The sequence below is a fragment of the Pseudomonas sp. 2FG genome, assembly GCF_005502935.1.
Lineage (GTDB): Bacteria > Pseudomonadota > Gammaproteobacteria > Pseudomonadales > Pseudomonadaceae > Aquipseudomonas.
In genome coordinates this window covers 368,475-387,380 of sequence record NZ_SCMP01000001.1, presented here as the reverse complement: position 1 = coordinate 387,380, position 18,906 = coordinate 368,475, and the positions used below count along the sequence as shown (strand labels likewise).

Genomic DNA, 18,906 nt, shown 5'->3' with positions numbered 1-18,906 from the left:
CCTTGGCGATGGGTTGAGTTGAATGTTTAATGGGCGCCCTTCACGGGCTGAGGCGGCTTTGAAATGGCTTTGATCGTACAGAAGTTTGGGGGCACCTCCGTCGGCACCGTCGAGCGTATCGAGCAGGTAGCCGAGAAGGTCAAAAAATTCCGCGAAGCGGGCGATGACTTGGTGATTGTGTTATCCGCCATGAGTGGCGAGACCAACCGCCTGATCGACCTGGCTAAGCAGATCAGCGACCAGCCGGTACCGCGTGAGCTGGACGTGATGGTCTCCACCGGTGAACAGGTGACCATCGCCCTGCTGACCATGGCGCTGATCAAGCGTGGCGTGCCGGCGGTGTCCTACACTGGCAACCAGGTACGCATCCTGACGGACAGCGCGCACAACAAGGCGCGTATCCTGCAGATCGATGACCAGAAGATTCGTGCCGACCTCAAGGCCGGCCGTGTAGTGGTAGTCGCGGGTTTCCAGGGCGTGGATGAGCACGGCAATATCACGACGCTTGGGCGTGGCGGTTCCGACACCACGGGCGTGGCCCTGGCTGCCGCACTGAAGGCCGATGAGTGCCAGATCTATACCGATGTGGATGGTGTCTACACCACGGATCCGCGCGTCGTGCCGCAGGCTCAGCGTTTGGACAAGATCACCTTCGAGGAAATGCTGGAAATGGCCAGCCTTGGCTCCAAGGTGCTGCAAATCCGCTCGGTGGAGTTCGCCGGCAAGTACAACGTCCCGCTGCGCGTGCTGCACAGCTTCCAAGAGGGGCCGGGCACCCTCATTACTATTGATGAAGAGGAATCCATGGAACAGCCGATCATCTCCGGCATCGCCTTCAACCGCGACGAAGCCAAGCTGACCATCCGTGGCGTGCCGGATATTCCTGGCGTGGCCTTCAAGATCCTCGGCCCGATCAGTGCCGCGAATATCGAAGTGGACATGATCGTGCAGAATGTCGCGCACGATAACACCACCGACTTCACCTTCACCGTACACCGCAATGACTACCAGAACGCCCAGCAGGTACTCGAGCAGACCGCTCGTGAGATCAATGCGCGGGAAGTCAGCGGCGATCTGAAAATCGCCAAGGTCTCCATCGTCGGCGTCGGTATGCGTTCCCACGCGGGCGTGGCCAGCCGTATGTTCGAAGCGCTGGCCAAGGAGAGCATCAATATTCAGATGATCTCGACCTCGGAAATCAAGGTGTCGGTGGTAATCGAAGAGAAATACCTGGAGCTGGCCGTGCGTGCGTTGCACACCGCTTTCGAATTGGACGCTCCGGCCCGACAGGGCGAATGAGGCGTTGCCCGAAAGGCGCGGTTGATCCCGCGCCTTTCGCCATTTTGGCGGAGGTGGCGGAACTTTCTTTCTGCCCACACTAGTCAATACTTGGGTGAAGGTCTCCGGTGCTTGAGATTGACGGGGACTGCCACCATTTTAATTTTGCAGACTGTTTGTTGTCCTGAACTGTAATCCGTGAGGAGAAAGGGAATGCTGATTCTGACTCGCCGGGTCGGAGAGACCCTGATGGTGGGTGACGATGTCACTGTCACCGTGTTGGGTGTGAAAGGTAATCAGGTGCGCATTGGCGTTAACGCGCCCAAGGAAGTTGCCGTGCACCGTGAGGAAATCTACCAGCGCATCCAGAAAGAGAAGGACCAAGAACCAAGCCACTAATTTTTATCAATTTTTGGCTTTGCAAACGGGGCAAAGATGGATATGATGCGCCCCGTGTTGCGGAGAGGTGGCCGAGTGGCCGAAGGCGCTCCCCTGCTAAGGGAGTACATCTCAAAAGGGTGTCGGGGGTTCGAATCCCCCCTTCTCCGCCATTATTTATAACGAAGTTGATGCAGTTGGTTTTTTGGTAAGCTGTTGAAATTACTGGAAAAATTAGTTGACCGTCAGATTCGAAGCTTTATAATTTGCGTCACTCGTGCACTCATAGCTCAGCTGGATAGAGTACTCGGCTACGAACCGAGCGGTCGGAGGTTCGAATCCTCCTGAGTGCACCATATTCAAAGAATGGTTTGCAGCGATGCGGGCCATTTTGTTTTAACCAGAGGCGCGCTTAGGCAGTCTCCGGGTGTTGTAAAAATGCACTCATAGCTCAGCTGGATAGAGTACTCGGCTACGAACCGAGCGGTCGGAGGTTCGAATCCTCCTGAGTGCACCATACCGAAAGGGCCTGCATTGCTGCAGGCCCTTTTTCTTTGTCTAGCGTTTGCCGCGGACGCAGCCATTCTCGTCGAAGCTGACCTGGCGGCTGCGGCCTTCATTGTTGCGGTATTGGTAACGCAGTTGGCCGTTCTGGCTGCTGATCTTGTCCGGTTTGCCCAGGGTGCTCTCTACATCCGCGCGAGTCATGCCGGCGCGTACTTCCTTCTGAATCATCGCGGCGCGGCGAGCGCTGCCCGTGACGCGGTTGCCACAGCCATCCTGTTGCTCGCCGACCACCACCAGTTCGCTGGCCTTTGCTTTTTTACTGGTTTTACTTGAGCGCTTGCCCTTGGCAGTTTTCGCCAGGGGCACGGGTTTGTCGCTGCCGGGGGTTGGGTTGTCGGCGTTTTGCAGTTGCTGCCTGTGCGCCATTGGGCAGCCCTGCAGGGTGAAGGTGACATTACCCTTGGCGTCTTCGCAGCGGAACACAGTCGAGGCCAGCAGTAGCGGGGAAGGGCAAAGCAAAGTGGCGCAGAATGCTGCGCCTAGCAGTCTATGCATGGGGACGTCCTCCTTGACGGTCGTCGAGCAAGCTTAGCGCGTGCTTTTTCTCTCGCCAGTAGTGTCCTGTTGAAAGTGCTCTGCGTCGGAGTTCGAGGATTCAGGCAAGACTGAACTTTGTGATGCAAGCGCTTGTTCTTGCCTAGATTTTGTAACGTGCAAAGCCATTGAGCAGTGTTATCATTTCTCCCGTCAGCCCCGCCGGGGCTTATGGAATACCACCATGGACTTACCCAGTAGTAATTCAGAATCTCGATTGTCCAATCATGAACTGACGGATTGATCCCTTTTGGCGTGCCCTGCCGCTGGGGGTGGAGTGCGCTATGACTGAAGTAGAAGCAAAAAAACCGCAAGAAAGCCTGCAGGACCGCCTGGCTCAGGTAGTCGAACTGCTGCATCGCCACAAACTGGTCGAAGACCTGACCCATCGTCAGGAAGGCCAGCACCGGGATCTCGTAGAGAACCTGGTTCACCGACAGAATCTCGCCGAGCTGCAGCGCAAGCTCGATGATCTGCACTCTGCCGACGTTGCCCATATCCTCGAAGCCTTGCCGCTGGCCGACCGTCTGACCGTCTGGCAGTTGGTCAAGGCCGAGCGCGATGGTGACATCCTCCTCGAAGTCTCGGATTCGGTGCGGGAAACGCTGATCGCCGACATGGACGATCACGAGATACTCGCGGCCGCCAGGGAAATGGACGCCGACGAGTTGGCTGACCTGGCGCCTGAGCTGCCCCGCGACGTAGTTCACGAACTGATGGAGACGCTCGACGCGCAGCAGCGTGAGCGCGTGCGTTCGGCGTTGTCCTATGAAGAGGATCAGGTCGGTGCCCTGATGGACTTCGAGATGGTCACCATCCGCGAGGATGTCAGCCTGGAGGTGGTGTTGCGCTACCTGCGCCGCCTGAAAGAGTTGCCGGGGCATACCGATAAGCTGTTCGTGGTCGATTATGACGGTGTGCTGAAGGGCGTGTTGCCGATCAAGCGCCTGTTGGTCAACGACCCGGATAAGCAGGTAGCCGAGGTAATGGCCGACGATCCGGTGAGCTTCCACCCGGATGAGGATGCCTACGATGCCGCCCAGGCTTTCGAACGCTATGACTTGATTTCCGCCCCGGTGGTGGACAAGAACGGCAAGCTGATCGGCCGTCTGACCATCGACGAAATGGTCGACTTGATCCGTGAAGAAAGTGAAGCCGAAGTGCTGAACATGGCCGGTCTGCGCGAAGAAGAAGATATCTTCGCCTCGGTGTGGAAGTCGCTGCGTAACCGTTGGGCTTGGCTGGCGATCAACCTGATCACCGCCTTTATCGCCTCGCGCGTGATTGGCCTGTTCGAGGGCTCGATCGAGAAGCTGGTGGCATTGGCCGCGCTGATGCCCATAGTTGCGGGTATCGGCGGTAACTCCGGGAACCAGACGATCACCATGATCGTGCGGGCGATGGCGCTGGATCAGGTGAGTACCGGCAATACCTCGCGGTTGATGCGCAAGGAACTGGCGGTGTCGCTGTTCAATGGGGTGGTATGGGGCGGGGTGATCGGGATTGTCGCTTACCTGCTTTACGGCAGTTGGTCACTGGGCCTGGTCATGACCGGGGCGATGACGCTCAATCTGTTGCTGGCGGCGTTGATGGGCGTATTGATCCCGATGACGTTGGTACGCATGGGGCGCGATCCGGCTTTGGGCTCCAGTGTAATGATTACCGCGGTGACCGATAGTGGTGGTTTCTTCATCTTCCTCGGGCTGGCGACACTGTTCTTGCTCTAAGTCGTCGCCCATAAAACCGCCGATGGCGATTTTTTATGGGCAAGGGTTGTCTCGAGTGCTGTTTAAGCCCCTTCGGCGCTTGGTTCTGTGTCAGGGGCGATCAGGGCAACCAGAGCATTCTGCTGGCGTCGTGACAGTTGGCGGAAGTGTTGCAGTAGTTCGCGCTCATGCAGTGACAGTTCGGGTCTGTCCAAACGCATGCTGAGGTCGTCATCCAGCGCCCCTTCCTGAAGCATGCTCTGCTCAAGGCGCGCAATGATCTCGGAGTTCATGCTGCGATGGTGGTTGCGTGCGACATCGGCGATGCGTTCGCGCATGCCATCGGGCAAGCGAACGACGAATTTGTCAGCCGTACGGCTGGAGTAAATAGCCTGTTTCATGGGGCGCATACATTTAAACCGGTTAGTTCAGGGAAACGATGCTGGCAATGAGCCGCATGATTGTCACCGGTTTGACCATCATTAGCACTAGCCGTTCAACCAGGATCGCGGTTTGCATCTCAATGACCTTGCGGTCACTGCAGCTGCTAATTAACGCCAATTCTATGGTGTATTTTGGCAGGAGTGCTGGCTTTTTGCCTGCACCAGTTGTCAGAAATGCGCGTTACTGGGCAAAACGACTGTCCCAGAGCAGCTGCCGCATAAAAATTTAAACTGATGGTCACCTAAGCGTCACCCCGATTAACGGGGCTGACACAGGCTTTGCCTATCTTGGTCTACACCAGATGGCGGCCGGTAGTCGCCCAGCAACAGTTAATGAGAGGGCAAGCCCATGAGCGCAGTGATCCGTGTTGAGAGCCTGAACAAGACGTTCGGCGGCAAGCAGGCGCTGTACGACTTGGCGTTGTCCGTGCAGCCGGGCGAGATGGTCGCGTTGATCGGTGCCTCCGGCTCGGGAAAGTCCACCTTGTTGCGGCACCTGGCTGGCCTGGCCTGTTGCGATCGCAGCGCGGGTGGCAGCATCCGGGTGCTGGGCCGCGAAGTTCAGGCGCACGGCCGCTTGAATGGTGAAGTGCGGCGTCTCCGGTAGGTTCAGGACTGAAGAAAGGCAGCGCGCCCTGTGGAGGCCTTGGCGCGCGTCGGCCTGGCTGACCGGACGACGCAGCGCATGGCTATCGCCCGGGCGCTGACGCAACGAGCCTGTTGCCGGCGGCTTTACTGCTGACCGGGCAGGACAACGGGTATGATTTACCCAAGGCTATCGGCACCGTCAGCCGCGCGCCGGCCCAGGCGGCCGGGCTGGTGGATCGTGGCGAGATTCGCCCGGGTTTGCGGGCGGATTTGCTGCAGGCCAAGGGGCAGGCGGGGCAGGCGGTGATCCAACAGGTCTGGCGCCAAGGCAAGAGAGTGTTCTGAACATGGGCAAGCTGATTTATTTGATCGGCCCTTCGGGGTCAGGCAAGGACAGCCTGCTACAAGCCGCCCGCGCGACGCTGGAAGCGGGTGGCTGCCGGATCGTCCGGCGGGTGATCACCCGCTCGGCCGAGGCGGTTGGCGAGGACGCCCAGCCGGTCACGCCGGAGCAGTTCGACCGGCTGGAGGCCGAAGGTGCGTTTGCCATGAGCTGGCGCGCCAATGGCCTGGCGTATGGCATCCCCAAGCAGATCGACGGCTGGCTGGCGGCCGGGCATGACGTGCTGGTCAATGGCTCGCGGGCCTATCTGCCGCAGGCACGCCAGCGCTACCCGAATTTGCTCGCCATCTTGCTGACAGTCGATAGCGAGGTATTGCGTCAGCGCTTGCTGGCACGGGGGCGCGAGTCTGTCGAAGAGATCGAGGCCAGGCTGGCCCGTAACGCGCAATTGCAAGCCAGTGCGAACCCAGAAGGCGAGGGCAACAGCGCCCAGCTGCATACCCTCGACAACTCCGACCACTTCGAGCAAACCGTGGCAGACCTGCTCGACCTGATCGGCGAGAGTCGCGCATGCGCCTGACCCTGCTCGGCACCGGCGATGCTCGCCAAGTGCCGGTCTACGGTTGCAGTTGCGTGGCTTGCGACAGGGCCAGGGTTTACCCGCAGCACCGCCGCGGGCCCTGCTGTGCGTTGGTCGAATGTGGAGGGCAGCGTTGGTTGATCGACAGCGGTCTGAGCGATCTGACCGAGCGCTTCCCGCCGCACTCGCTGAGCGGCATCCTGCAGACCCACTACCACGCCGACCACGCCCAGGGCCTGCTGCAATTGCGCTGGGGTCAAGGGCTGGTGATTCCTGTGCATGGCCCGGCCGACCCGGAAGGCTTTGCCGATCTCTACAAGCATCCGGGGATTCTCGATTTTTCCCAGCCGTTCGCCGCCTTCGAGCGCCGCCAGTTGGGCGAATTGAGGGTCACGGCCCTGCCGCTGACCCATTCCAAGTCGACCTTTGGCTATCTATTTGAAGAAGCGGAGTTGGACGCTCAGGGCCGGCGCATCGCTTACCTGACCGACACGGTCGGCGTGCCGCCGGAGACCGCCGCCTTCCTCGCCGCTAAACCGTTGGATGTGCTGGTGCTGGATTGCTCCACCGCGCCGCAGCCCCAGGCGCCGCGCAACCACAACGACCTGACCCGCGCCCTGCAGGTGATCGAGCAGTTGCAACCGGGCGAGGCGTTGCTGACCCACATAGGCCACAGTTTCGACGCCTGGCTGCTGGATCATCCCGATAGCCTGCCGCCGGGTGTCAGCCTGGCCTTCGATGGCTTGAGCATCTGAGTTTTGCGCCGGATTGACGGCGTTGGTCATAGCGCTATTCATGGGCCGGTTAAACCAGATCCAGCGGCAACTCCGTGGTGCGTTTGACTTCGCTCATGGCGATATTCGAATGGGCCTCCTGCACATGCGGCTTTTGCAGCAAGTGATCCCGCAGGAAGCGCTCGTAGCTGGCGATGTCCGGCGTCACCACCTTCAATAGATAGTCCATGCCACCGGCCATGGTGTAGCACTCCAGCACCTCGGGGTAACCGGTGATGGCTTCCTCGAATTCGGCCAGATAGCGGCGGCCGTGGCCGGAGAGTTTGACGTTGACGAACACCGTCATGCTCAGGCCCAGACGTTGCGGGTTGAGCAGGGCGACCTTGCGTTCGATCACGCCTTCTTCCTGCATGCGATGAATCCGCCGCCAGCAGGGCGATTGCGACAATTCCACGCGTTCGGCGATCTCTGCCGCCGAGAGGTCGGCGTTGTGCTGCAGCAGGCGGAGAATCTTGCGATCGATAGCACTCAATTTAATCTGCATGAATATTCCCGAAATTTTATTTTTATAGGTTTGATCATGCGCAATATTGGCGTTCAACCTCGAAAAGAGAAAGAAAAAATCCGTTCAGCCAAGTCATATTTTAGCCAGCCGCCAGCGCAGTGATCCTGTGCTGGAATTTCCAGCGTGGCATTTACCGTTGCCACGCAAGGTCGCCATATAAATATAAAAGGAGCGCCGCATGTCTCTGGCCGAAATCCGCCTGGATGACAAGTACCGACTCGCAACCGGTCATCTCTACCTCACCGGCACCCAGGCGCTGACCCGCCTACCGATGCTGCAAAAACAGCGTGACAGGGCCCATGGCCTGAACACCGCCTGTTTCATTTCCGGTTATCGCGGCTCGCCCTTGGGCAACCTCGACAAGAGCCTGTGGGAGGCCAAGCCCTTCCTTCAGGAAAACGCCATCCACTTCCAGCCCGGGGTCAACGAAGAGCTCGCCGCCACCTCAGTCTGGGGCAGCCAGCAGACCAGTCTGTTCCCCGGCGCGCGTTACGACGGCGTGTTTTCCATGTGGTACGGCAAGGGCCCTGGTGTGGACCGCTGCGGTGACGTGTTCAAGCACGGCAACTCGGCCGGCGTGTCGGCCCATGGCGGCGTGTTGTTATTGGCCGGTGACGACCACGGCTGCAAATCCTCGAGCATCGCCAACCAGAGCGAGCATGCCTTCATCGCCGCCTCGATCCCGGTGCTGAACCCGGCCAACGTCCAGGAAATCCTCGACTACGGCATCATCGGCTGGGAGCTGTCGCGTTACAGCGGTTGCTGGGTGGCGCTGAAGACCATCGCCGAGAATGTCGACTCCTCGGCGGTGGTGGATGTCAACCCACTGCGGGTCGAGGTACGGATTCCCGAAGACTTCGAGCTGCCGGAAGACGGTGTGCACATCCGTTGGCCGGACCCGCCGCTGGCCCAGGAAAAACGCCTCAACATCTACAAGATCTACGCCGCCCGTGCCTTCGCCCGCGCCAACAAGCTCAACCAGGTGACGCTCGACTCGCCCAATCCGCGCCTCGGCATCATCACCACCGGCAAGTCCTACCTCGATGTGCGCCAGGCCCTGGTCGACCTCGGCCTGGACGACGAGCTGTGCGCCAAGGTCGGCCTGCGGGTGCTCAAGGTCGGCATGAGCTGGCCGCTGGAGCCGGTCTCGGTGCACGAGTTCGCCGAGGGCCTGGACGAAATCCTGGTGGTGGAAGAGAAGCGCAGCATCATCGAGGACCAACTGACCGGCCAGCTCTACAACTGGCCGGTGGGCAAGCGCCCACGGGTGGTCGGCGAGTTCGACGAGGCCGGCAATTCCCTGCTGCCGAACCTCAGCGAGCTGACCCCGGCGATGATCGCCCGGGTCATAGCCAAGCGCCTGGCGCCGATCTACAGCAGCGAGCAGATCGAGTCGCGCCTGGCCTTCCTCGCCGCCAAGGAACAGGCCCTGGCCGCGCCCAAGCACAACACAGTGCGCACCCCGCACTTCTGCTCCGGCTGCCCGCACAACAGCTCGACCAAGCTGCCGGAAGGCAGTCGCGCCCAGGGCGGCATCGGCTGCCATTACATGACCCAGTGGATGGACCGCAACACCGACACCTTCACCCAGATGGGCGGCGAGGGCGCGACCTGGATCGGCCAGGCGCCGTTCACCGACACCCCGCATATCTTCCAGAACCTCGGCGACGGCACCTACTTCCACTCCGGTCAGTTGGCCCTGCGGGCGGCGGTCGCCTCCGGGGTGAATATCACCTACAAGATCCTCTACAACGATGCGGTGGCCATGACCGGCGGCCAGCCGATCGACGGCGAGCTGCGCGTCGATCAGCTCAGTCAGCAGGTGTTCGCCGAAGGCGTGAAACGCATCGCCCTGGTCACCGATGAGCCGGAGAAGTACCCGACCCGCACCACCTTCGCGCCCATCGTCAGCTTTCACCACCGCCGCGAACTGGATGCCGTGCAACGCGAGCTGCGCGAGTTCAAGGGCACCTCGGTGATCATCTACGACCAGACCTGCGCCACCGAGAAGCGCCGTCGGCGCAAGCGTGGCAAGCTGGTCGATCCGGCCAAACGTGCCTTCATCAATCCGGCGGTATGCGAGGGTTGCGGCGATTGCAGTGTGAAGTCCAACTGCCTGTCGGTGCTGCCGCTGGAGACCGAGCTGGGGCGCAAGCGCGAGATCGATCAGAACTCCTGCAACAAGGATTTCAGCTGTGTCGATGGCTTCTGCCCGAGCTTCGTCACAGTGCATGGCGGCAGCCTGCGCCAGCCGGAAGCGGTAGGTGCCGGTGTGGTATTCGCGGCACTGCCGGAGCCGATCCAGCCCACCCTGGAGCGGCCGTGGAACATTCTCCTGCCGGGTGTCGGCGGCAGCGGCGTGACCACTGTCGGCGCGCTGCTGGGCATGGCCGCGCACCTCGAAGGCAAGGGCTGCAGCGTGCTCGACCAGGCCGGTCTGGCGCAGAAGTTCGGCCCGGTGATCACCCATATCCGCGTTGCCGCCAAACAGGACGACATCTATGCCGTGCGCATCGCCGCCGGTGAGACCGACCTGCTGCTCGGCTGCGATCTGGTCGTCGCCGCCAGTGAAGAAGCGCTGGCCAAGCTCAACGAGCGCATCGCCACCGCCGTGGTGAACAGTCATGAGGCGGCCACCGCCGAGTTCACCCGCAACCCGGATGCCCAGGTACCGGGGCAAGCCATGCAGGAAGCGCTGGTCGAGGCGGTGGGCCAAGACAAGACCCACTTCATCGATGCCACGCGCCTGGCCACCCGCCTGCTCGGCGACAGCATCGCCACGAACCTGTTCATGCTCGGCTACGCCTACCAAAAGGGCTTGGTACCGGTCTCCGCCGCCGCCATCGAGCAGGCCATCACGCTCAACGGCGTGGCGGTGAAGCTCAACTGCGAGGCCTTCCTCTGGGGCCGCCGCGCCGCCCATGACCTGCCGGCCGTGGAGAAACTGGCCACGCCGGTGGAGCCGGTTGCGCCGAGCTGCGAAACCCTGGACGAAGTCATCCAGTTCCGCATCGACCATCTCACCGCCTACCAGGACGCCGCCTACGCCAAGCGCTACAGCGATCTGGTGGAGCGCGTGCGGCTGGCCGACAGCGATGTCGACCAGCAACTGACCGAAGCCGTGGCGCGTTACTACTTCAAGGTGCTGGCCTACAAGGACGAGTACGAAGTGGCGCGGCTCTACAGCAACGGTGATTTCCGCAAGCAACTGGAGGCTCAGTTCAGCGGCGACTACCACCTGGAGTTCCACCTGGCGCCGTCCTGGCTGGCCAAGCGCGACCCGGTTACCGGCCAGCCGCGCAAGCGTCAGTTCGGCCCCTGGATGCTGCGCGCCTTCGGTCTGCTGGCCAGGTTCAAGTGCCTGCGTGGCAGCGTCTTTGACGTGTTCGCCTACAGCGAGGAGCGTCGTCAGGAACGCGAGCTGATCAACCACTACGAGGACAGCGTCGAAGCGCTGCTGGCCCACCTGCGTGCGGACAATTACCGCACGGCTGTGGCTATCGCCGAGCTGCCCGAGCAGATCCGCGGCTACGGCCACGTTAAGGAACGCGCCATGGCCAAGGCCCGCGAGCATGAGGCGCAACTGCGCACCCGGCTGCTGGGCGGTGATCTCCAAGTGGTGCGGCTCTTCGAGTCAGCCGCCTGACGTTCAATTGATCCTATCACCTGCAACCCCCTCTCCCGTTTACGGGAGAGGGCTGGGGAGAGGGTATCCGCCGTTCTCCCAATCCAACCCTGACAAGAAACCCCGAGGTCCCAGCATGTCCGTTTTCTCCCACGTTGAATTCGATGGTCACGAGCAGGTCGTCTACGGCCACGACAAGGCCTCCGGCCTGAAAGCCATCATCGCCATCCACAACACCAACCTCGGCCCGGCCCTCGGCGGCTGCCGCATGTGGCCCTACGCCAATGACGAGCAGGCCCTGCGCGACGTGCTGCGGCTGTCCCGTGGCATGACCTACAAGTCGGCCCTGGCCAACCTGCCACTGGGCGGCGGCAAGGCGGTGATCATCGGCGACCCGCATACCGGCAAGAGCGAAGCGCTGTTCCAGGCCATGGGCGATTTCGTCGACAGCCTGGGCGGGCGCTACATCACCGCCGCCGACTCCGGCACCGGCGTGGCGGAAATGCAGATCATGGCCGAGCGCTCTCGCCATGTGGCGGGCGCCGGGCAGCGCGAAGCCTTCGACGGTGGCATTCGCAATGGCGACCCGTCGCCGTCCACCGCCTACGGTGTATTCATCGGCATTCAGGTGGCAGTGAAGCATCGCCTGCGCCGCGATGATCTGCGTGGTCTCAAGGTGGCGATCCAGGGCGTCGGCCAGGTCGGCTTCAGCCTTGCCCGGCACCTGAAAGAGGCCGGCGCCGAGTTGTGGGTGACCGACATAGTCGATGCCAACGTGCGTCGCGCGGTCGAGCAACTGGGCGCCAAGGCGGTGAGCCAGAACGATATCTACGGGCTGGATGTGGACGTCTTCGCGCCCTGCGCCATGGGCGGCATCATCAACCTGCAAAGCCTCGAAGCGCTGCGCGCGCCGATCATCGCCGGGGCGGCGAACAACCAACTGGCCGACGCGCAACTGGCCGAGGAGCTGAAACGCAACGGCTGCCTCTACGCGCCGGACTACGCGATCAACGCCGGCGGCATCATCGATGTGTATTTCGAGCGCAGTGGCGGCAGCGCCGCCGAGTTGAAGGCGCATATCGAAGGCATCGGCAATACCCTGCAGCAGATCTTCGTCCGCGCCGATCAGGAAGGCCGCACTACCACGGCCGTCGCCGATCGCCTGGCCGAGGAACGCTTCGGCGCGAAGTAGGGATCACTCCAGGGATAGCGCCAGACTGATCCCATGGGGCTGAAAACCCAGGGCCGCGTAAAAACCATGCGCGGCCTCGCGGCTCTGGTTGGTGGAGAGCGCCAGCTTGTAGCAGCCCCAGGTACGGGCCCGTTCGGCGGCTTTTTCGATCATCGCCTGGCCGATACCCAGGCCACGTTGCTGGCTGTCCACCACCATGTCTTCGAGAACTGCCGAGCGCGCGAAGTTGTGCGCCAGGTGCTCGATCAGATTGAGCGTGCAGGTCCCGAGCAATTGGCCATCGCGCTCGGCCACCAGCACTTCGCGGCTGGCCGGTAGCTCGGCCAGGCGTAAAGCCAGCAGGGTTGGGTCGGGGCGTGGGTCATCGCTGCCCAGTTGTTGCAACAGGTTGGCGAGCTTGGCGGCATCCGCGCTGCAGGCGGCGCGCAGGCTGAAGGTGGCGAACGGCGAGTCGGGTAAGTGAGCGGCATTGGGGGCGAGTGACATGGCGGCGCTCCTGCGAGGTTCGGTTGAGTATGGGTAACGCGGATTGCTACGGCATGACAAAAATCTCGCCGGCCGTTAACATGCCGCCCCGTTGTCCTGTCGTGCACTGTTTAGCACGATAGTCGGCAGATTTCCGTTGCTCAACTGGATGGAGTATCCCTGTGATGGGAAGGGTGGATGGTTCTACTGGACATCCCTCAACCGCACATTGGAAACGGGTAGAATCTGTCGCGGCCTCACACCTTGTCTCCTTAGTTCAATGGATAGAATAAGCCCCTCCTAAGGGCTAGATGCTGGTTCGACTCCAGCAGGGGACACCATCATTTCTGGCTTCATCGGCATGCTGAAGTCGCTACTGGGCCTTATCGGCCCGTTCGTGTTTGCCTTGGTTTGAACTGATAGGCAACTCGTCAGGCAGTCCCTCTCCCGATCGTTCTTTCACCAGGCCTCTCATGCCTGAGTGACGCCTGCCGCATTGTCCCGTCGTTAATCAGTGGCCCGCCCGGCTGCGGATACCCGAGAGGGTGCAGTTCGGTCATATGTAGGGATTTACTGAGTATGCGTTATTCCGTATATTCGATTTATCATATGTAAGCGAAGGCATTTGCCATGGCCGATCACCTGACACCCACGACCGTATTCAAATGCCTGGCCGATGAAACCCGCGTGCGAGTGATGCTGCTGGTCGCCTGCGAGCAAGAATTGTGCGTTTGCGAGCTGACCTGCGCCCTCGATCTAAGCCAGCCGAAAGTTTCCCGCCATCTGGCGCAACTGCGTAGCGGCGGGTTACTGGCGGATCGCCGGCAAGGGCAATGGGTGTACTACCGCCTGCACCCGAACTTGCCGGGCTGGGTACACAGCATCCTGACGACCGTGCTCGACGCCAACAAACACTGGCTCAGTCCCGACTCGAAACGCCTCGAAGAAATGGGTGACCGGCCTGAGCGGGTTGCCGCCTGCTGCTGAGCCATTCACTCGCCCTCCAGCATCCGGCCCATGCCCAGTACATCGCTCAGTTCGACTTCGACAAGTCGGACTCCCAGTAACAGCAGACTCAAGAGAACAACAGCATGACCATCAAAGTAGGTATCAACGGTTTCGGCCGCATCGGTCGTCTCGCCCTGCGCGCGGCCTGGGACTGGCCGGAGCTGGAATTCGTGCAGATCAACGACCCAGCGGGCGATGCGGCGACCCACGCGCACCTGTTGAACTTCGATTCGGTGCATGGCCGCTGGCAGCACGAGGCCAGCGCCGAGGGCGATTGCGTGGTGATCGGCGGTAAGCGGATCAAGGTCAGCGCCACCAAGGCGATCGCCGACAGCGACTGGTCGGGCTGCGATCTGGTGATCGAGGCCAGCGGCAAGATGAAAACCGTCGCCGTGCTCCAGGCCTACCTGGATCAGGGCGTGAAGCGCGTGGTGGTCAGCGCGCCGGTGAAGGAGAAGGGCGCGCTGAACGTCGTCATGGGCGTCAACCAGCAGCTGTTCGACCCGGCCGAGCACCGCATCGTCACCGCCGCGTCTTGCACCACCAACTGCCTGGCCCCGGTGATCAAGGTGATCCACGAGAAGCTCGGCATCCGCCACGGCTCGATCACCACCATCCACGACCTGACCAACACCCAGAGCATCCTCGACCAGCAGCACAAGGATCTGCGCCGCGCCCGCGCCTCGGGCATGAGCCTGATCCCGACCAGCACCGGCTCGGCCAGCGCCATCGCGGAGATCTTCCCCGAGCTGCGCGGGCGCCTGAACGGCCACGCCGTGCGCGTGCCGCTGGCCAACGCCTCGCTGACCGACTGCGTGTTCGAAGTGGAGCGCGCGACCACGGTGGAGGAGGTCAACCAGTTGCTCAAGGCCGCCGCCGAGAACGAGCTGCAGGGCATCCTCGGCTATGAGGAGCGCCCGCTGGTGTCCATCGATTACCGCAGCGACCCGCGTTCCTCGATCATCGATGCGCTGTCGACCCTGGTCATCAACGGCACCCAGGTGAAGCTCTACGCCTGGTATGACAACGAGTGGGGCTATGCCAACCGTACCGTCGAATTGGCCCGCATGGTCGGCCTGGCGGGTTGAGATCCCGGCTGTAGGAGCGGGCTATGCCCGCGATCAACGCCCGCACGGCGGCCGCGCGGGTACCTTCGCGGCCATGGGCCGTTCCTACGGGGTGTAAGCCGAGGTATTGCGGTGTAGTAGTGAGCTCTGCTCGCAAAGCTTTACCCACCCTATGCAAGCGCATCGCCCAGACGAAGACAGGAGTCCCCGATGCATGCCCTGACCCGGCTAGCCCCGGAAGTCCGCCAGTACCTGCTGGTGACCGGCAACTACTGGGCATTCACTCTCACCGATGGCGCGCTGCGCATGCTGGTGGTGCTGCACTTCCATAGCCTGGGCTACAGCCCGCTGCAGATTGCGTTGCTGTTCCTGTTCTACGAGATCTTCGGGGTCATCACCAACCTGGTGGGCGGCTACCTCGGCGCCCGGCTGGGCCTGAACCGCACCATGAATATCGGCCTGGGCCTACAGGTGCTGGCCTTGCTGATGCTCACGGTGCCCGTGGCCTGGCTGACTATCCCCTGGGTGATGGGCGCCCAGGCGCTGTCGGGCATCGCCAAGGATCTCAACAAGATGAGCGCCAAGAGCTCGATCAAGCTCCTGGTGCCGGACAACCAGCAAGGCAGGCTGTACAAGTGGGTGGCGATCCTCACCGGCTCGAAGAATGCGCTCAAGGGGGTGGGCTTCTTCCTCGGCGGTGCCTTGCTCGCGCTGATGGGCTTCAAGGGCGCGGTGCTGACCATGGCGGCGGTGCTGGCGCTGATCTGGCTGAGCAGCCTGCTCCTGCTGAAGAAGGATCTCGGCAAGGCCAAAGCCAAACCGAAATTCCGCGACATCCTGTCCAAGAGCCGGGCGATCAATATCCTGTCTGCCGCACGCTTGTTTTTGTTCGGGGCCCGCGATGTGTGGTTCGTGGTGGCACTGCCGGTGTATCTGAGCACGGTCTCCGGTTGGGACTTCTGGCAGGTCGGCGGCTTTCTCGCGGCCTGGGTCATCGGCTACGGCATGGTCCAGTCCTTTGCCCCGGCCATCACCGGCAAGCGGCGCGGACAGGTCCCGGATGGTCGCGCCGCCTTCGTCTGGGCGCTGCTGCTGGCCGGTCTGCCGGCCGCTATCGCACTGGGGTTGAATGCCGGGCTGTCCGCGCACGCGGTGCTGCTGGGCGGCTTGATGCTGTTCGGTGCGTTGTTCGCGGTGAACTCCTCGCTGCACAGCTACCTGATCGTCTCCTATGCCAAGGAGGACGGCGTGTCGCTGGATGTGGGCTTTTACTACATGTCCAACGCCATGGGTCGACTGATCGGCACCCTGTTGTCCGGGTGGCTCTACCAGGCTTACGGGCTGGGTGCCTGCCTGTGGATTTCGACGGCCTTCGTGTTGCTGGCCGCGCTGATCTCTATCGCCTTACCCAGGCACGCCGAGGCGAGATGACCCCACCGTCATGGCGGGCGCGACTCCTGTACTCGAAGCGTCCTGCTTGCGTGAAGCGAGCGGGTAATAGGTAGTCAGAGACCTCTCGTTTGGAGACAAACCATCAGCCGACCATCAGCAGTTGAGACCTAGTCCAGAATGTCGTGCAGCATTTCATAGATGAGGCCAGTCGCAAGCGTTACCAAGACGACGTCGCGACCGACTTGTTGCCACTCATAGCCAGCGTAGTGCGGCAGTTTGCCCAGCAGGCGGCTGTCGAAGCGTTTGGCAATGCCAGGCGGTAGTGGTTTACCGCGCGCCAGGTTCTTTTGGATTCCTGGGGGTAGGGATTGCACAGGGCCAATCAGGTCCCGGTTATCCCCGAGGATGATGCGTACCCGGCCAATGTCTATCTGTGGGCCGTTGAGCTTGATGGTCACGTCGTGGTCGTCGTAGCCGTAGCCGTAGCCGCCACCAGAATAGTTGCCTTGATTGCCATGAGCATTTTTAGGGGCGGCCATCAGTGCCGGGGTGCTCAACGCTAAAGCCAGGCTGGTGAAGATCAGCAGAAGGGAACGTGGAAGGGGCATGAATGAGACTCCTCGGTGCTAGCGGTGCGCATGGGAGCGCCAGCCTAGGTGCTGCTTTATCCGAGCTTAGCGGTGCATGTCGATTCAGTCATGGCGCTTCGACTCACTGCTGTTAGGGGCTCGCACTCGTCTCAACTTCAGCAACGATCGATTGTCTATGCTCTGAAGGAGCCCTGTACTCAGGGCCTGTGTCTCAACCGAATGCTTAGCTGAGGAGACGCCACCATGTTCAAACGTTCATTCCTGCGTAGATTGGCTGCTGTTTTAGCGGTGTTTCATCTGCTTTTGATCGCTCAGCTGCCCGTGGCGAATGCCGCCATGCTGGGTACTGCCGAGGTCTTGGCCGAGCAGCAGCAACAGGTCGACCGTGAGCATCTGCTGGCGATGCTCGATGATCAGGGCGTACAAAAGAAACTGGCCTCACTCGGGGTCGAGCGAACTCAGGTTGCCGATCGGATCAATAGCTTGACCACTGCCGAATTGGCGCAGTTCAACCAGCAGTTGGAGGAGGCCCCGGCCGGCGGCATCATCGGCATCATCGTGCTGTTTCTGGTGATTTTCATCATCACCGACCTGCTCTGCGCGACCGATATTTTCACCTTCGTCAAATGTATAAATCGTTGAAAGGCTGGCATGTTCTCCCGCTAGTCCTGCTTGCTTTACTGGCTGCATGCGCGCGCTCCCCGGTGCTACCAGCGGAGAGCGCGTTGTTGCCGGAGCGGGTAGAGCTCACCGAAGTGCCATTTTTCGCACAGAGTGACTATCAGTGCGGGCCGGCGGCGTTGGCGACGATGCTCAGCCAGCGTGGTGTCGCCACCAGTCCTGGCCTGCTCAAGGATCGGGTCTATATTCCCGGCCGTGAAGGCAGCCTGCAGGTCGAGATGGTAGCGGCAGCGCGTGCGCATGAGCTGCTCGTCTATCCACTGCAACCGCATTTGGCGGATCTGCTGAAGGAGGTGGCGGCGGGTAATCCGGTGCTGGTGCTGCAGAATCTGGCTTTCGACTGGTATCCGCGTTGGCATTTTGCGGTGTTGGTCGGCTACGACCGCCGCGATGGCAGCCTGATTCTGCGCTCGGGCATCACCCGTCGCTGGCTGACTGACTTCGCCAGCTTCGACACTACCTGGGCGCGCAGCGGACGTTGGGCTGTCGTGACGCTGCCGGGTGATCGATTGCCGGCCGGTGCGCAATTGCGGCCCTGGTTAAAGGCGGCCAGTGATCTGGAAGAAACTGGGCATAGCCGGGTGGCTCAGCAGGCCTATCTGACCGCGACCGAGCGTTGGCCGGCGGAGTCTCTGGGTTGGTTTGCCCTGGCCAACAGTCGTTATGCGGCCGGTGATCGCACGGGTGCCGAGGCGGCTCTGCGCGTAAGCATCGAGCGCGCGCCGAGCTTCGCCGCCGGCTGGTTCAACCTGGCGCAAGTGCTGGCAGAGCGGGGCTGTGAGGCTGCGGCGAAGGAGGTCGGGGCCTGTGCTCGGCGTCTGGCCCCGGCGGATAAGCGTTTTGCCCCGGTGCAGGTTAAGTCGGATCAGGCAGCCGGGCAGTGCTTGCCGCCGCCAGCGTGTCCGCAGCCCTGATGGGCTGGGCTGCGCCTGCTTTCTTAAGGGCGGCAGCTAATCAAGCAGACTGCAGTCGTCACGTTGCGGCGGCGACAGCCAGTAGATCAAGCCCTCTGTCCTATGCCTTCAGCCTGGACTATCAGGTTCCAGCCAGCCACAGGCTTGGCAATTGCTCAGTTCCGCGCCCGGAGAGCGTTGCCGCGGCATCTCGCCCGCTATTGCCGTCACCCCGCCGACTGGCCCGCGATTATCTTTGGTGTTCGCGCTTGAAATC

Annotated in this window: 17 protein-coding genes, 4 tRNA genes and 2 pseudogenes; 18 read left to right on the top strand and 5 right to left on the bottom strand. The window is 61.6% G+C overall.

What is annotated here, in order from left to right; all coding sequences use genetic code 11:
• Positions 1-63 precede the first annotated feature (63 nt).
• From FFS13_RS01755 to FFS13_RS01735, 5 genes are all read left to right on the top strand, one after another.
• Positions 64-1,299, top strand: coding sequence for an aspartate kinase (locus tag FFS13_RS01755; RefSeq protein WP_137817397.1), 1,236 nt, complete (start codon positions 64-66; stop codon positions 1,297-1,299).
• A 192-nt stretch (positions 1,300-1,491) separates the two neighbouring features.
• Positions 1,492-1,677, top strand: a complete 186-nt coding sequence (csrA, locus tag FFS13_RS01750; RefSeq protein ID WP_003283978.1) for a carbon storage regulator CsrA — start codon at positions 1,492-1,494, stop codon at positions 1,675-1,677.
• Between the two features lie 61 nt (positions 1,678-1,738).
• Positions 1,739-1,829 (top strand) — tRNA-Ser (locus tag FFS13_RS01745).
• Between the two features lie 106 nt (positions 1,830-1,935).
• A tRNA-Arg gene (locus FFS13_RS01740) sits at positions 1,936-2,012 on the top strand.
• An 84-nt stretch (positions 2,013-2,096) separates the two neighbouring features.
• Positions 2,097-2,173, top strand: a tRNA-Arg gene (locus tag FFS13_RS01735).
• A 41-nt stretch (positions 2,174-2,214) separates the two neighbouring features.
• On the opposite strand, the gene FFS13_RS01730 is transcribed toward FFS13_RS01735, so the two are convergent.
• Positions 2,215-2,718 (bottom strand): DUF4124 domain-containing protein, encoded by a 504-nt coding sequence (locus FFS13_RS01730; RefSeq protein WP_137817396.1) that lies wholly within the window; start codon positions 2,716-2,718, stop codon positions 2,215-2,217.
• A gap of 323 nt (positions 2,719-3,041) precedes the next feature.
• Here FFS13_RS01730 and mgtE point away from each other — a divergent pair, with 323 nt between their 5' ends.
• On the top strand, positions 3,042-4,484 hold the full coding sequence (gene mgtE, locus FFS13_RS01725; RefSeq protein ID WP_137817395.1) for a magnesium transporter: 1,443 nt from the start codon (positions 3,042-3,044) through the stop codon (positions 4,482-4,484).
• 62 nt (positions 4,485-4,546) lie between these two features.
• Here mgtE and FFS13_RS01720 read toward each other — a convergent pair whose 3' ends face one another.
• Complete coding sequence (locus tag FFS13_RS01720) at positions 4,547-4,873, bottom strand: Arc family DNA-binding protein (protein WP_137817394.1); 327 nt, start codon at positions 4,871-4,873, stop codon at positions 4,547-4,549.
• 382 nt (positions 4,874-5,255) lie between these two features.
• On the opposite strand from FFS13_RS01720, the pseudogene FFS13_RS01715 reads away from it, so the two are divergent.
• The 4 genes and pseudogenes from FFS13_RS01715 to phnP all read left to right on the top strand — a co-directional run.
• Positions 5,256-5,510 (top strand): annotated as a pseudogene (locus FFS13_RS01715) (ATP-binding cassette domain-containing protein); the annotation flags it as partial.
• Positions 5,511-5,620: 110 nt separating this feature from the next.
• Positions 5,621-5,839, top strand: a pseudogene (locus tag FFS13_RS01710) (alpha-D-ribose 1-methylphosphonate 5-triphosphate diphosphatase); the annotation flags it as partial.
• Between the two features lie 2 nt (positions 5,840-5,841).
• Entirely contained in the window at positions 5,842-6,417 is a 576-nt protein-coding gene (gene phnN, locus FFS13_RS01705; RefSeq protein ID WP_137817393.1) for a phosphonate metabolism protein/1,5-bisphosphokinase (PRPP-forming) PhnN, read from the top strand.
• Positions 6,408-7,172 (top strand): phosphonate metabolism protein PhnP, encoded by a 765-nt coding sequence (gene phnP, locus FFS13_RS01700; RefSeq protein ID WP_137817392.1) that lies wholly within the window; start codon positions 6,408-6,410, stop codon positions 7,170-7,172. The genes phnN and phnP overlap by 10 nt, the downstream gene beginning before the upstream one ends.
• Positions 7,173-7,221: 49 nt before the next feature.
• Here phnP and FFS13_RS01695 read toward each other — a convergent pair whose 3' ends face one another.
• The gene (locus tag FFS13_RS01695) at positions 7,222-7,695 is read right to left on the bottom strand and encodes an Lrp/AsnC family transcriptional regulator (protein WP_137817391.1); all 474 of its coding nucleotides are present in this window, start codon (positions 7,693-7,695) and stop codon (positions 7,222-7,224) included.
• A gap of 199 nt (positions 7,696-7,894) precedes the next feature.
• On the opposite strand from FFS13_RS01695, the gene FFS13_RS01690 reads away from it, so the two are divergent.
• Positions 7,895-11,362: an indolepyruvate ferredoxin oxidoreductase family protein gene (locus FFS13_RS01690; RefSeq protein WP_137817390.1), complete on the top strand. Its 3,468-nt coding sequence runs from the start codon at positions 7,895-7,897 to the stop codon at positions 11,360-11,362.
• A gap of 115 nt (positions 11,363-11,477) precedes the next feature.
• Positions 11,478-12,533 (top strand): Glu/Leu/Phe/Val dehydrogenase dimerization domain-containing protein, encoded by a 1,056-nt coding sequence (locus FFS13_RS01685; RefSeq protein WP_137817389.1) that lies wholly within the window; start codon positions 11,478-11,480, stop codon positions 12,531-12,533.
• Between the two features lie 3 nt (positions 12,534-12,536).
• Here the strand turns inward: FFS13_RS01685 and FFS13_RS01680 are convergent, their stop codons facing one another.
• Positions 12,537-13,019 carry a GNAT family N-acetyltransferase gene (locus FFS13_RS01680; protein ID WP_137817388.1) on the bottom strand — a complete coding sequence of 161 codons (483 nt, stop codon included), beginning with the start codon at positions 13,017-13,019 and terminating at the stop codon, positions 12,537-12,539.
• A 245-nt stretch (positions 13,020-13,264) separates the two neighbouring features.
• Between FFS13_RS01680 and FFS13_RS01675 the strand changes: the two genes are divergently transcribed.
• The 4 genes from FFS13_RS01675 to arsJ all read left to right on the top strand — a co-directional run bounded on the left by FFS13_RS01675 (position 13,265) and on the right by arsJ (position 16,504).
• Positions 13,265-13,339, top strand: a tRNA-Arg gene (locus FFS13_RS01675).
• A 289-nt stretch (positions 13,340-13,628) separates the two neighbouring features.
• Positions 13,629-13,985, top strand: a complete 357-nt coding sequence (locus FFS13_RS01670; RefSeq protein WP_137817387.1) for a metalloregulator ArsR/SmtB family transcription factor — start codon at positions 13,629-13,631, stop codon at positions 13,983-13,985.
• 104 nt (positions 13,986-14,089) lie between these two features.
• Positions 14,090-15,094: an ArsJ-associated glyceraldehyde-3-phosphate dehydrogenase gene (locus FFS13_RS01665; RefSeq protein ID WP_137817386.1), complete on the top strand. Its 1,005-nt coding sequence runs from the start codon at positions 14,090-14,092 to the stop codon at positions 15,092-15,094.
• A gap of 189 nt (positions 15,095-15,283) precedes the next feature.
• The gene (arsJ, locus tag FFS13_RS01660; protein ID WP_137817385.1) at positions 15,284-16,504 is read left to right on the top strand and encodes an organoarsenical effux MFS transporter ArsJ; all 1,221 of its coding nucleotides are present in this window, start codon (positions 15,284-15,286) and stop codon (positions 16,502-16,504) included.
• Between the two features lie 128 nt (positions 16,505-16,632).
• Here arsJ and FFS13_RS01655 read toward each other — a convergent pair whose 3' ends face one another.
• Positions 16,633-17,073 (bottom strand): anti-virulence regulator CigR family protein, encoded by a 441-nt coding sequence (locus FFS13_RS01655; protein WP_137817384.1) that lies wholly within the window; start codon positions 17,071-17,073, stop codon positions 16,633-16,635.
• Positions 17,074-17,298: 225 nt separating this feature from the next.
• Between FFS13_RS01655 and FFS13_RS01650 the strand changes: the two genes are divergently transcribed.
• Together FFS13_RS01650 and FFS13_RS01645 are read left to right on the top strand one after the other, a co-directional pair.
• A complete protein-coding gene (locus tag FFS13_RS01650; protein WP_137817383.1) occupies positions 17,299-17,697 on the top strand; it encodes a PA2779 family protein in 399 nt (132 codons plus the stop codon).
• Positions 17,682-18,650, top strand: a complete 969-nt coding sequence (locus FFS13_RS01645; protein WP_137817382.1) for a PA2778 family cysteine peptidase — start codon at positions 17,682-17,684, stop codon at positions 18,648-18,650. Before FFS13_RS01650 ends, FFS13_RS01645 begins: the two co-directional genes overlap by 16 nt.
• The last annotated feature ends 256 nt before the right edge of the window (positions 18,651-18,906 follow it).